This window comes from Kitasatospora fiedleri (genome assembly GCF_948472415.1).
In the GTDB taxonomy this organism is placed as follows: domain Bacteria; phylum Actinomycetota; class Actinomycetes; order Streptomycetales; family Streptomycetaceae; genus Kitasatospora; species Kitasatospora fiedleri.
In genome coordinates, this window is record NZ_OX419519.1 from 498,884 (window position 1) to 512,767 (window position 13,884).

General features: G+C 76.5%; 6 protein-coding genes and 1 pseudogene. 4 read left to right on the plus strand and 3 right to left on the minus strand.

Going from position 1 to position 13,884, the window contains the following annotated elements; all coding sequences use genetic code 11:
* The first annotated feature begins 534 nt into the window (after positions 1-534).
* The 4 genes from QMQ26_RS02675 to QMQ26_RS02690 are packed head-to-tail and all read left to right on the plus strand — an operon-like array spanning position 535 to position 6,736.
* Positions 535-2,547 carry a hypothetical protein gene (locus tag QMQ26_RS02675; RefSeq protein WP_282204624.1) on the plus strand — a complete coding sequence of 671 codons (2,013 nt, stop codon included), beginning with the start codon at positions 535-537 and terminating at the stop codon, positions 2,545-2,547.
* A complete protein-coding gene (locus tag QMQ26_RS02680) occupies positions 2,544-6,029 on the plus strand; it encodes an ATP-binding protein (RefSeq protein WP_282204625.1) in 3,486 nt (1,161 codons plus the stop codon). Before QMQ26_RS02675 ends, QMQ26_RS02680 begins: the two co-directional genes overlap by 4 nt.
* A complete protein-coding gene (locus QMQ26_RS02685) occupies positions 5,954-6,253 on the plus strand; it encodes a hypothetical protein (protein WP_282204626.1) in 300 nt (99 codons plus the stop codon). The genes QMQ26_RS02680 and QMQ26_RS02685 overlap by 76 nt, the downstream gene beginning before the upstream one ends.
* Positions 6,254-6,736 (plus strand): hypothetical protein, encoded by a 483-nt coding sequence (locus QMQ26_RS02690; protein WP_282204627.1) that lies wholly within the window; start codon positions 6,254-6,256, stop codon positions 6,734-6,736.
* A 255-nt stretch (positions 6,737-6,991) separates the two neighbouring features.
* Here QMQ26_RS02690 and QMQ26_RS02695 read toward each other — a convergent pair whose 3' ends face one another.
* The 3 genes and pseudogenes from QMQ26_RS02695 to QMQ26_RS02705 form a co-directional block, all read right to left on the minus strand.
* Entirely contained in the window at positions 6,992-7,561 is a 570-nt protein-coding gene (locus QMQ26_RS02695; RefSeq protein ID WP_282204628.1) for a flavin reductase family protein, read from the minus strand.
* 5 nt (positions 7,562-7,566) lie between these two features.
* Positions 7,567-8,043 (minus strand): acyl-CoA thioesterase, encoded by a 477-nt coding sequence (locus QMQ26_RS02700; protein WP_100834709.1) that lies wholly within the window; start codon positions 8,041-8,043, stop codon positions 7,567-7,569.
* Positions 8,040-13,839: pseudogene (locus QMQ26_RS02705) on the minus strand (type I polyketide synthase). Before QMQ26_RS02705 ends, QMQ26_RS02700 begins: the two are co-directional and overlap by 4 nt.
* Between the last annotated feature and the right edge of the window lie 45 nt (positions 13,840-13,884).

Below are 13,884 nucleotides of genomic sequence, written 5' to 3' on the forward strand. Positions count from 1 at the left end.
CACGGGCACCCGGGACGCCCCGACGCGGCGCACCGGTCCGCAGCCGCGCGCGGGTTCCGTCCCGAGGAGCGCGAGCTGCCGCGCGGAGGTCCGCTGCGCGACCCTGTCCAGGACGGCCTGCTGCGGCAGTACTCCCCCGAGGACACCGACCTGCCGGCCCACGGCCCCCGGACGTCCGGCCGCGCTGCCGGCGGTGCGGGCCCCGGCCTTTCGGGCCGTGTCGGCGGGGGAGGAAAGGCCACCGCTCCCCGGGGGCGCTCGCAACCGCCCCCGGCGCATCCGTACGTCCGTACGTGCGCCCTGGCGCGTGCGGGCACGGTCGTGCGATAACTCAGGGGGGGATGAAATCCTTCCGGGTGACTCGCTTCCGGCGACGGCGGAATGCGCCCGGCAAGGCCGCACGGAAGTCGATCACCGGTCTACCGTTTTGCCGTTCGCCGATTCCGGCGGTTTTCGCCGGAGTGGCTGCGGGTACCGCTTGCCGAGGTCCTTCCGGCACGCGTGCCCGGCGGTACCGGGGGGAGGGGACTGCGGGTGACGGATCTTCAGGGCGCGCCCTGGCGCGAGCTGTTCACGCCCGGCGAGCGGCTGGGCTGGACGTTCACCGACCTGAGCCGGCTGCACCGCCCCTTCCCGGACCCCGAGCCCGCCCCGCCGGACCGGTCCGGCACCGCACCCGGCACCGCGCCGGACACTCCGGAAGGCGCCCAACTCCCGCCGTGGAAACGGACGTTCGACGTCCTGTTACAGGCCGCCATGGCCACCGCCCTGGGCACCGCCGCCGGGCTTCCGCTCGGCGCCTGGCACACCCTCCGGACCGGCAGCCCGCTGGAGCCCGCCGCCCTGTTCGGCGGCGCCGCGCTGGTCGGCCTGGCCGCCGGGGCGCTCTGGTGCCTGCTGCTGGCCGCCCACCGGGCCCTGCTCCGCGCCTTCCGGGCCTGGCGCCGCCGGGTGCACCGGCAGCGGCTGCGGACCGCCCGGGCCGCCTGGCAGCACCGTCGTGACGCACACGAACTCGCAGAGCGGGAAAGGCTTTCCACCGTCGAGGAATGGCGGCCCGCAAAAGTACCGGAGAGCTGGCGCCGGATCGACGTGGTCGGCGGGAACCTCTGGGGGTGGGAGGCGTTCCTGACCGTTTTCGGCTGCTCCACCCTGGCCGGCCGGGGGCCGGCCACCGTCCTGGACCTGTCCGGCGAACTGGTGGTGCGCGAACTCGCCCGGGGCGCGGCCGCATCGGGGCTCACCGTGGACGTCCAGCTGCTTCCGGCCGAGCTGGCCGGAAGCGACCTGCTGGCCGGGCTGGCGGTGCCCGCCCTGGTGGAGGTGTTCGTCGAGTCGCTGCACGGCGGCGCCGCCGAGGCCGGCCGGGCCGAACGGGCCACCGACACCCGGCTGTTGACCGCCGTCTGCGAGGTGCTGGCCGTCGGCGGACTGTCGATGGCCCGGATCGCGGCCGGTCTGCGGGTGCTGCTGGGCGAGCCCGCCGGACCGGCCGACCCGGCCGGGGCCGACGCCCTGAGCGCCGCCGAACGCGCTTTCCTGGCCGACGAGTTGTTCTCCGCCGACTACCGGGCCGGGGCGGCCGACGGCCTGCGCCGGATCGAGGCGCTGGCGCACGCGCTGGGGCCGCTGGGCACCCGGCGCACACCGCGCGCCCCGGCGGCGCTGCGCTGCGTGGCGCTCTCCACCGAGTGGCACAGCGGCTCGGCCGACTTCCTGGCCGACCTGGTGGTCGCCTGGGCGGCCCGGCGGGTGGCGGGCGGCCCGGCGGAGTCGACCACCCTGATCGTGGCCGGGGCGGACGGCCTGGCCGCCCGGCACCTGGAGCGGCTGACCGACCTGTGCGAACGGCGCGGGGTCCGGCTGGTGGTGGTGTTCCGCCACCTGCGGGAGGTGTCGGCCGGGCTGCTCGGCGCCGGTCCGGTCGCCTTCATGCGGCTGGGCAACCACGAGGAGGCCGCCCGGGCCGCCGACTTCATCGGCCGCGAGCACCGGATCGAACTCTCCCAGCTGGCCGAGACCCTGGGCGGCAGCGAGACCCACAGCACGACGGCCACCGACGGCGGCTCGGACGGGGGCGGACTGACCACCTCCCGGTCCCGCTCCGGCGGCCCGCCCGGCAGCGCCTCCTGGAGCCGCTCGGACACCCACGCCTGGAACGTCTCCCGCACCTGGGGCAGCACGCTGGGCCGGGCGGACGGCACCAGTTGGAGCACCACGCGGACCGGACAGCGGGTGCACGAGCACACCGTCGAGCCGGGCGTGCTGCAACGCTTGCCGGACTACGCCATGGTGCTGGCCGGCCACGGCGCGGGCCGCCGCTGGGTCGGCGCGGTGGAGGTCAACCCGGGCATCGCCCTGCTCCGGGCCGCCCGCACCGCCGCGCTCGCCCGCACCGGCCCGGCCGCCGCCCTGGACCCGGCCGACGACACCGTCTACCTGGACGCACCGCCGCCCGTACCGCACGCCCTCGCGGCCGCCGCGCGGTGCCGGCCTGACGGGCCGGCCGGACGGGACGGGCAGGCCGGAGGGGACGGTACCGGATGACCACCACCGTGCCCGGGCCGCCGCTCGCCCCGCCCACCGCCGACTGGCCCGAACGGCCGTACCGGATCGAGGAGGTGCTGCGGCCCTCCGGTCCGGCCGGACCGCCCCTCCCCTCGGCGCGGGCCGCGCTGGTCGCCGCGTACCACCGGGCCCTGGCCTCCGGCGGGCGGCCGCTGCTCGCCGGGTGGTACCGGCTCCGGCCGAACGGCCCGGTGCGGGTGGTGGCCGGGGCTCCGGGCGGGTTCCCGTTCCTGCCCGGAACCCGGGGCGGGACCACCGAACGGGACCGGCTCGCCGCCGAGTTGGCCGCCTTCCCGTGGTGGGTGCCGCTCACCGCCGCCGTCGACCTCCCGGCTCCGCCGCCGCCCGGCCTGCCGCGGGCCACCGCCGGGCCGACCGGCGGACCGGAGCTCTCGCTGCCCGGTTGCTGGCCCGGCCCGTTCGCCCGGCTGCTGCTGGCCCACCCGCTCGGACCGGACGAACTCGACGCCGAGGCGGCCCGGTTGGCCGCCGCCGAACGGGACGCCCGGAGCCGGGGCGGCTCGCCGGAGTACCAGCTCCGGGCCGACCGGTACGCCTGGCTGCACCGCGAGGTCCGGGCGGCCCGCTCCACCGGGCTCTGGCGGGTCCGGCTGCTGGCGGGCGGCACCGACGCCGCCTCGGCGGCCACCGTGGCCGGCCTGCTGGTGGCCGGGCACGACCTCGACGCCACCCCGCACGCCCTGGCCCCGCTGCCACCGGTGCCCGGTCTGGCCACCGCCCTCGCCCTCGACCGCCCCGCACCTGCCGGAGCACCGGCCCCGCCACCGGCCCCGCCGACCGCCGCGCCACCACCCACCGTGCCACCAACCACCGTGTCACCACCCACCCTTCCACCAAGGGCTGTCGACGGTCCCTCGGACCTCTGGGGCGACGGCGGGCACCGGGTGCCGTTCCCGGCCGGGGCCGAGCTGCTGGCCGAGCTGGTCCGGGTGCCGGAGACCGAGGTGCCCGGCGTCCGGCTGGTCGAGGCGCCCGGTTTCGACGTCACCCCGGAGCCCGCCGCCGACGGCCCCGCCCTCCCGCTCGGCCGGGTGCTGGACCGGTACGGCTCCCCCACCGCCGCGCTGCCCGTCCCGCTGGCCTCGCTCAACCGGCACGCCTTCGTCTGCGGGGCGACCGGCGCGGGTAAGTCACAGACCGTCAGGACCCTGCTGGAGGGACTCTCCCGGCTCCCCGAACCGGTGCCCTGGCTGGTGATCGAACCCGCCAAGTCGGAGTACGCCGGGATGGCCGGCCGGCTGGCCGGGCACGGCGGGGTGCTGGTGATCCGCCCCGGCGATCCGGACGCCGTGCCCGGCTGCCTCAATCCGCTGGAGCCCGCGCCCGGCTTCCCGTTGCAGACCCACGTCGACCTGGTGCGAGCCCTCTTCCTGGCCTCGTTCGACGCGGTCGAGCCGTTCCCCCAGGTCCTGGCCCAGGCCCTGACCAGGTGTTACCGGGAGGCCGGCTGGGACGTCGCGCTCGGCGAGCCGCTCACCCCGGGCCCGGCGCCGCGCCACCCGGGCCTGGGCGACCTGCGCCGGGCCGCGCTCCAGGTGGTCGAGGAGATCGGCTACGGCCGGGAGATCACCGACAACGTGCGCGGCTTCATCGACGTCCGGCTCAACTCGCTCCGGCTCGGCACCCCCGGCCGGTTCTTCGAGGGCGGCCACCCGCTCGACCTGCCCGCCCTGCTACGGCGCAACGTGGTGCTGGAGCTGGAGGACATCGGCAGCGACCAGGACAAGGCCTTCCTGATCGGCGCCGTCCTGCTCCGGATCACCGAGCACCTGCGCCGCCGCGCCACCACCGGCCCGGTCGCCCTCCGGCACGTCACCGTGATCGAGGAGGCCCACCGGCTGCTGCGCAACGCGGTGCCCGGCACCCCGGCCGCCCACGCGGTCGAACTGTTCGCCGGTCTGCTCGCCGAGGTCCGCGCCTACGGCGAGGGCATCGTGGTGGCCGAGCAGATCCCCTCGAAGATCATCCCCGATGTGCTGAAGAACTCGGCCGTGAAGATCGTCCACCGGCTGCCCGCCCAGGACGACCGGGCCGCCGTCGGCAGCACGATGAACCTGACGGAGGACCAGTCCCGCCAACTGGTCGCCCTCCCGCCCGGCCGGGCGGCGGTCTTCACCGACGGCATGGACCGGCCGGTGCTGCTCTCGCTGCCGCTGCGCGAGGCCGCCGAGAGTCCGGATGGCGCCGACCGCCTCCCGCCGGTGCAGCCGCGCGAACCGGTCTGCGGCAGCAGGTGCCGGGCCCGGCCGTGCACCCTGCGGGAGATCGGCGCCGCCGCCCGGCTGGCCGAACAGCCCCGGCTGGTCCTGTGGGTCGAGGTGCTGGTGCTCGCCCACCTCACCGGCGAGCCGGCGCCCGCCCCCGAACCGGGCTGGCTCGCCGCGCTGGCCGCCCCTGCCGACCCCCGCACCCTGGAGTGCGCGGTCGGCCACCGGATCACCGAGGCGCTGGCCGACCGCCCCGGCCTGGCCGTCCACTACCGGCCCGGCGAGCTGGCCGCCCACCTCGCCGAAGTGGCGCTGCGCCAACTCGGCGCCCCCGGGGCTCCCCCGCCCTGCGACGGCCGCGAGACCCACTGGCAGGCCGGCCGGTTCCGCTGGGTCGACGTGCACCGCGCGCTCACCGCACACCCGCCGGACGGCCGGCCGCACCCCGACACCGCCGCCTGGCGGGCCCGCGGCCTCGACCTGCCGGGCGCGGACACCGTCGAGCAGCTCGACGCCTTCCGCCGCCACCCCGACAACCACCTGCCCCCGCGCACCCTCGTCACCGGCCGGTCCGACCCGCCGCCGCGGACCGGGCCGCCGCCCTGCTCGACGTCTCCCCCGATCCGGTCACCCGGCTGCGCCGCGCGATCGCCTTCCTCGGCCTGCCCCGCCCCTGGCCGATCGCCCGGCTCCACCCCGGGGCCGCCGCCCGCACCACCACCGCACCCCACTCCGCCAGGAGGGCCGGAGCATGAGCGTGGACACCGCACGGCCGCACGCCGACGACCCGGACGCCCCGGCCCGGACGCCCCCGGCCCGGACGCCCCCGATCCCGCCCCGGCCGTCCTCGAACAGCCCGCCGCCCGCTACGAGGCCGAGCTGGACCACTCCCCGAACCGGAACCGGAAACGGAACCGGAGGACGAACCACCCACCCTCGACCTGGAGTTGGCGGCCCCCGACGAGGACCCGGAGGAGGACTTCGACCCGGCCTTCGACCTGCGCCCGTTGGGCGGCGGATTCCGGCCGGAGGTCCGGGACCCGGACCGGGCCCTGCTCCCCAAGGAACTGGCGATCGCCGAACTGCTGGCCGAGCGGGGCGCCCGGGTCGACGCTCGCCCGGCCGACCACGGCGCCGGGGGCAGGAACCCCGACACGGTGGTCCGCAAGGGACCCGACGAGCCCGGTGTCGTCACGGAGTTCAAGACCGTCACCGGCAATCAGAACGCACTGAAGCAGGAGATCCGGCTCGCCAGCAAGCAGGTGGCCGGAGGGGACGGCGAGGTGGTGGTGGACATCCGCGGGAGCTCCATCACCAGGGAGGAGGCCGACCGGGCGTACCGCCGGGCCGCCGGGCAGCGATCGGACGATCCGGAGAAGCCCGCGACCCGGATAGCGAAGGCAGTGCACATCATTCTCGGAGACGACGAGATCGTCTCGTACGAAAGGCGTTCCTGAATGTCCCAGCAGGACTTGGTGTTCGTCGCCGACGACCGTCCGCTCGCCGAAGCCGCCCGGGAGATCGCCCGTGCCGTCGGCGCCTCGGTGGACCCGGAGCACTCCTCCCCGGAGCGGATCTCGCTCGTGCTCAACAGTTCCTCCGCCGGGGCCGAGGTCGAGGTCAGGTGCCACGTCGAGCGCAACGTGTTCGCCGAGAAGGACCCGTCACCGGAGGAGGTCAACGCCTACGACGGGTACCCCGTCCTGCTCGACGTCTGGCTCCGGCGCCGCGACGACCGGCGCCAACAGGCCGAAGCGAAGGCCCTGTTCGAACGTCTGGCACAGGCCAGCCCGCAGGCACCGACCCTCCTGGTGCAGGAGTTGGGCCTGCTCGTCGCCGCCCACCTCCCCGCCCGGGGGGTCCACGAGTTCCCCCCCGACACCACGGTGGACGCCGAGGACCGGGACGCCTGGGGAGACTGGGTGGTGCCCGGGACGTGAGGCCGGCGGTGCGGAGTTGGCGAGGTCGCGGACGCCGAACAGGCTGCCGAGGGCGTCGTGGTCCCGCGGTCGTGCCGACCGCCGGACCGCGCGCACCGGCGGTCTTCCGCCCTCGGGGAGCGTCGGGTCGTTGATCCACTGCCCGGTGTGAGCGACGGCCGGTGGTGCACTCCGCCTCCGGGCAGGAGGGGGCGGGCACGCCGGACGCCCGGCCGGGGGTATCCGGCCGGGCGTCGGTGGGGAGGTGGCGCGGCGTCAGCCGGCGAGGCGGGCGAAGGCGCCGCCGTGGTAGAGCAGCGGGTCGCCGCCGGTGGAGCGGCCCGCGCCCAGGACGGTGCCGACGAAGATGGTGTGGTCACCCCCCTCGTGGGCGTCGGCGAGGCGGCACTCCAGCCACGCCTGGACGTGGTTGAGCACGGGCGCCCCGGTGTGGCGGCCGCGGGTGTGGCCGATCCCGTCGAACTCCCGGGCGCCGCGCGGGCGTCGGCGGTCGGCGAAGTGCCGGGCCACCCACTCCTGGTCGCGGGCGAGCACCGAGACCGCGAACGCCCCCTCGGCCAGCACGGCCGCGTGGACCGCGGCCGACTTCACCACGCACACCAGCACCTGCGCCGGTTCCAGCGAGACGGAGGTGAAGGAGTTGGCCGTCATGCCGCACGGCGTCTCGCCCCCGGCGGTCAGCACGGTCACCCCGGTGGGGAAGCGTCCCAGCACCCCGCGCAGCGCCCGGGGGTCGTGGACGTCGGCCTCGGGCGCCTCCGCGGGCAGCGGGGGCAGGTCGAGCGAGCCGGGCAGCGGTGCGGAGGCGGGCGGGTAGGAGGACATCGCGATCACCCCACGGTGGTGGTGCCGGTCAGGGAGGGTGCCGTCGCGGGGACGGCGTAGGGCTCCAGGGCGAGCCGCAGCGGTTCGGGCACCCGGGTCGGGCGGGTGTCGGTGTTGGGGCCGCGCATGCAGGCGACCCGCTGCTGCCCGCGGGCGACCAGGTACTCGGTGCCGTCGGGGCCGAGCTTGACGTAGTCGAAGGTGAAGGCGACCTGGGTCTGGGTGAGGTCGGCGAGGCGCATCCGGATGGACAGCTCGTCGAAGGCGGTGATCTCGGCGAAGAACTCGCAGTCCACCTTGAGGGTGAACAGCTTGAGGTCGGCGCGGATGTCGGCGAGCACCTCGGGGGCCTTCTCCAGCAGGAACATCTCCCGGCAGCGTCCCTGCCAGCGCAGGTAGTTGACGTAGTAGACGTTGCCGACCAGGTTGGTCTCCTCGAAGCCCACCAGGTGGCGGTACTCGTAGTAGTCGGGCCCGGTCACCGGGCGCCTCCCGTCAGGACGGTGAAGGCCACCGGGTCGGCGGCGCCGTCCAGGGCCGTCACGAAGCTCACGATCCGGTGCGCGCCGCCCCGGAGGGCCACCCAGCCGGGCGGCAGGCCGGAGCCGTCCGCGAGGCTGAGCGCGGCCACCGCGTGGCCGGCCTTGCGCAGGGTCTCCACCGCGCCCCAGACCCGGGTCGCGGCGGTGCTCAGCGGCTCGCCGCGCTCGGCGGCCAGCAGGTGGGCCAGCCGTTCGGCGTCGGGGCCGAGCAGGCCCGCCCACTGTTCGGCGGTCCGTTCGGCGACCCGTTCGACGTCGCAGGCCAGCGGTCGGCCGGCGTCGGCGACGACGGTGAAGGTGACGCCCGCCGCGTGCGAGGAGGAGATCCGCCGCCCGTCGGCGAGTTCGGGTCGTCCGTCGGGGCGGTGGTGCACCTCGGTGGTCCGGCCCAGGGCCCAGCTGGCGGCCTCGGCGGTGCGCCGGCGCCGGTCGGCGACGGAGCCGTCGGCGTCCTCGCCGCCGGGCAGGACCACGCAGCGCACGCGGTGGCCGAGCGCCGCCTCGACCCGCCGTTCCAGGAAGGGGCCGAGCAGGGCGGGCAGCCACGGGCCGGAGCCGTCCTGCTTGCGGACGGCCCGCAGCAGCAGGCCCTCCCACTGCTCGACCGGGGAGCCCGCCGCGTCGCGGACGTCCAGGTCGTACAGGTAGCTGTCGCCGTCGCGGGAGCGCTCGCGGGCGTCGAGGAACAGCAGCCGTCCGGTGCGGGCGGCGGCGGCCTCGGCCAGGTGCAGGCGTTCGACGCTGACCGGCAGCAGGGTGGCGTCGGGGACGCACGCCTGGATGGAGTGCATCAGCGCGTCGCGGGTGCCGGGGTCGGCGAGCAGCAGTTCGCCGGGATGGTAGCCGGCGAACCAGTCGGTGCGCGGGGTGTCGTCGATCTCGGCCAGGCAGTGCGTGGCGGCGAGGTCGCGGTAGGCGAGCAGCCGCCGGAAGCGGTCGCCCTGGAACAGCACCGGCCCGTACAGCTGGGCGGGCGTCAGCGGCACCCGGGGCACCTCGTCGGTGACGGGGGCGGGCTCGTCCTCGGGCCGGGCGGCGCCGTAGCGCAGGGTGGCCCGGAAGTGGTCGGCCTGGAAGCCGGTCTCGCCGCTGCGCAGCACCGCCTGGACGGTGTCGGGGCCGGTGGCGAGGACGGCGGTGCGCAGGGTGGTGGCGCCGGTGACGGGGACGACGATGGGGCGCAGGAACTCCATGCCCTCCAGCACCGGGGTGTCCCGGCGGCCGGTCAGCGCGGTGGCGGCCTGGGTCATGGCCTCCATGCCGAGGACGGCGGGGAAGAGCAGGTCGCCGTCGAGCAGGTGGTCGGGCAGGTAGCGGTCGCCGCCGCCGGTGAGTTCGGCGTCCGCCACCAGTTCGATGCCGGGGTAGTGGACCTGCGGGCGCTCCAGGAAGCGCAGCAGCGGCAGTTCGCGCTGTTCGAGGGTGAGGGTGGGCAGGCCGCCGGCGCGGCCCATCACCACCAGGGCGGTGTCGGTGCCGGGGGTGGCGAGCAGCCGGCCGAGCAGGGCGACGCCGTCCTCGGTCGGGATCGGTTCGATGCCCTCGCGGACCAGCGCCTCCAGGACGCCGAGCCGCTCGCCCATGCCGGAGCCGGACCAGACCGACCACTCCAGGGCCAGGCAGCGGCAGTGCGGGTGGTCCTGCTGGAAGCGGACGGTGAGGTCGGTGAGCCAGTCGTTGGCGGTGGCGTAGTCGGCCTCGCCGCGCAGGCCGGCCCGGCCGATGATGCTGCCGAAGGTGACGAACAGGCGCAGCGCGGCGGTGTCGACGGCGGCCAGGACGGCCTCCACGCCGTCGATCTTGGTGGCGAGGGTGCGCCGGAAGGAGTCCTCGTCGAGGGTGGCCAGCGACTGCGGTTCGTTGCGGCCGGCGCCGTGCAGCAGGCCGGTGACGGGGCCGAGTTCGCGGGTGATCTCGGTGACGGCGGCCTTGACCTGGTCGGCGGAGGTGACGTCGGCGCGGGCGTAGTGCACCCGCATGCCGGCGGCCGCCATCCGGGCGAGGTTGTCGGCGAGTTCGGTGTCCCGGGCGGGGTCGGAGCGGCCGATCAGGCCGATCGCGGCGCCGTTGCCGCCGGCCAGGGCGAGGGCGCACTCGGCGGTGATGCCCTTGCCGCCGCCGGTGACCAGCAGGACGTCCCGCGGGCCGAGGGCCTGCCGCCCGGGGTCGGGTTCGAGCGGGACGGGGCGCAGCACGGGGACCCGGCGGGTGCCGTCGGCGTCGTAGTGGACCTCGCTGAAGCCGGTGGTGGCGGCGGTGTCGGCGGCGATCCGGGCGGCGGCCTGCTCGGCGGCCGGGGCGGGCAGTTCCCGGTCGAGGGGCAGGGTGACGACGGTGACCGGGATGTCGGGGGCCTCCAAGTGGAGCGTCTTGGCGAGGCCGGCGGCGCCGCGGTGGTCGCCGACGGCGACGAGCCGGGTGCCGGCCGCGCGGCGGGCCGGGTCGAGGGCGGCGCGGGCGGCGGCGAGCATCAGGCCGAGGTGGCGCTGGTCGCAGTCGCGGGGCAGGGCGAGCAGGACGCCGCCGCCGGGGGCGGTGGCGGTGAGCCGCTCGGCGAGCGGTCCGGCCAGCGGGTGCCGGTCGGTGGCGAAGACCTCCCAGCGGCCGCCGGGTCCGGCGGCGGGGGCGGGCGGCGGGGTCTCGGTGAGGTCGATCCGGAAGGGCCGCACCCAGGGGGCGACGCCGGCGGCGGCGCCGGGGCGGGTGTCCTGCGGCGACTGCTGGGCCAACTCGTCCAGCAGGTCGGCGAGTTGGCTGAGCGTGGAGGTGGCGAACGCGGTGGTGACCATGGGGGCGGAGATGCCCAGTTCCTGGGCGGCCTGGTTCATGATCTGGCCGACGGTGATGGAGCTGAGGTGCAGTTCGTCGAGCGGGTTGGCGGCCGGGTCGACCGTCTCGGCGGGCAGTTCGGCCCGCTCGGCGGCGAGCCGGATCAGCACCTCCAGGCTGGTCGCCTCCCCGGCGGCGGGCGCCGCGGCGGCGGCCGGCCGGGGCGCGGCGGCGGTGGCGGGGGTCGCTCCGGCGTGCTCCAGGACGAAGTCCTCGCCGCCCGTCTCGCAGGGGCTGGCGAAGAACCGGAACTCCTTGTCGAGCGGCAGCGGCCGGGTGAACCGGTCGGCGAACAGCCGCTCGTGGCGGACCGGCGCGCCCATCGTCCAGGCGGTGGCGGCGGTGGCGAGCAGCCCGGCCAGCGAGAGCGCGTCGGCCTCGGTGGCGACCGCGGGCACGGCGGGCAGCACCTCGGCGGCCAGCGTCCGCAGGATCTGGCCGGGGCCGACCTCGATCAGCAGGTCGACCTGCCCGTCCATGGCGCGCAGCGCGTCGGTGAAGCGCACCGGCTGGACGACCTGGCGGGTGAGCAGGTCCACCACGTCGGTGTCGGCGGGCAGCGGCGCGCCGGTGACGGTGGAGACCAGGCCGGGGCCGACCGGGCCGAAGCGCTCCCCGGCGAGGTGTTCGGCGAGTCCGGCGGCGGCCGGGGCGACGGCCGGGGAGTGGAAGGCGTGCGAGACGTTGACCCGGCCGACGCCGATGCCCTGCCGGGCGGCCAGCGCGCAGACCCGGTCCACGGCGTCGACGGGTCCGGAGACGACGGTCTGGGTGGGGCTGTTGAGGCCCGCGACGACGACCGGTTCGCCGACGATCAGCGCCTCGGCGAGGGCGGGGGTGGTGGCCAGGGCGGCCATGGTGCCGCCGCCGTCGCCGGCGGCGGCCATGATCCGGCCGCGGGCGGCGGCGGCGCGCAGCACGGTGTCCTCGTCCATGGCGCCCGCCAGTGCAGGGCGGTGAGTTCGCCGAGGCTGTGGCCGGTGGCGAGGTCGGCCTGGACGCCCAGCAGGTCCAGCACCCGCAGGCCGGCCACCGAGGCGGCGACGATCCGGGGCTGGGCGACGTCGGTGGCGACCTGGTCGCCGTCGGCGGGCAGGTCGAGGTGCGCGTACAGGTCGCGGACGGCGGTGAAGCGGCGGCGCAGCGCTCCGCCGTCGCCGCGCCGGCCGGCGCCCTGGCCGGGGAAGAGGAAGCCGATCCGGGGGGCGCGGCCGGCGCTGCCGAGGAAGACGCCCTGGGCGGGGCTGAGCAGCGAGCGGGCCCCGGAGTCGAGCAGCCGGGCCAGTCCGGTGAACCGCTGGGCGGCCTGTTCGGGCGAGTCGGCCAGTACGGCGGCGCGCAGCGGCCGGTCGGCCAGGTCGCGTTGCAGGGCGGCGGCCAGGTCGCCGAGTTCGGCGTACGACAGTTGGGCGGCGAACGCGGCCAGCCGGGTCGCCTTGGCGTGCAGTTCGGCCGGGTCGGCGCCGTCCAGCAGGAGCAGTTCGGCGTCCTGCCGGGAGGCGACCAGCCGGTGGGCGACGGCGGGCACGGCGGTGCGCCGGACGCCGTCGGCGTGTTCGACGACGACGTGCGCGTTGATGCCGCCGAAGCCCATCGAGGAGATCCCGGCCCGGATCGGCGCGCCCGCGGGCCACAGTTCGGCCCGGTCGGGGACGCGCAGCGCCGGGGCGGGGCCGGTGAGTTCGGGGTGCGGGTCGACGTGGCTGGTGGCGGGCGGGATGACCTGGTGGCGGACGGCCAGGATCGCCTTGAGCAGTCCGGCGACGCCGGCGGCGGCCTTGGTGTGCCCGAAGTTGCCCTTGACGGTGCTGAGCGCGCGGGCGCGGCGGCGCCGGCGGCCCGGCGGGCCTCGGAGAAGGCGCGCAGTTCGGTGGCGTCGCCGACGGCGGTGCCGGTGCCGTGGCCCTCGAAGTAGCCGACCGTCTCGATGCCGAAGCCGGCCGCCCGGTAGGCGCGGGTCAGGGCGAGCCGGTGGCCGCTGGCCTCGGGGCGGGTGATGCCGCCCCGGCCGTCGGAGGAGTAGCCCCAGCCGGGGATGGTGGCGTAGCGGAACCGGCCCTGGGCGCGGGCGTCCTCGTCGCGCATCAGGACGACCATGCCGCAGCCCTCGCCGGGCCAGAAGCCGTTGGAGCCCTTGTCGTAGACCCGCATCTCGGCGGTGGCGAGCGCGCCGGTCTTGGCGAAGCCGATCACCTCGAACGGGTCGATGCTGAGGTCGACGCCGCCGGCCACGGCGACGTCCATCCGGCCGCCGAGCAGGGCGTCGCAGGCGGTGGAGACGGACAGCAGCGAGGAGGAGCAGGCGCCGTCGACGGTGAAGCCGCCGCCCTTGAAGTCGAAGTGGTTGCAGATCCGGCCGGCGATGGTGTTGGCCAGGCCGCCGGCCAGGGTGTCCTCGCCGATCGGCGGGAAGGCGCTCTTGTAGCGGCCCTCCAGGCCGTCCAGGAAGGCACCCAACTCGGTGTCGCCCCAGCCCTGTTCGCGCAGCGCGGCGCCGACGGTGCGGCGCACGTAGGGCCAGCGCAGGCGCATCAGGTTGGCGCGGCTGAACTCGCCGGTGAGGGTGTTGCCGATGACGACGCCGGTGTTGGCGTCGGCCAGGCCCTCGCCGAACGGGAAGCCGGCGTCCTCCAGGGCGCGGGCGGCGGTGTCCAGGGCGAGCCAGTGGGTCATGTCGGTGGCGCGGAAGGTGCTGCCCGCGACGCGGTGGCGGACCCGGTCGAACTCGAAGCCCTCGATGACGGCGGCCTTGGCGCTGTAGAAGCGGTCGGGCGCGGCGGGGTCGGGCGAGTAGTAGTCCTCGGCGCGCATCCGCACGTCGGGCAGCCGGCGGAAGGCCCGGCGGCCGGCGAGCACGTTCTGCCAGAGCTGTTCGGGGCTGTCCGCGTCGGGGTAGCGGCAGGCCATGCCGACCACCGCGATCCGTCCCCGGCCGGTCGGCTGCCCGCCGTC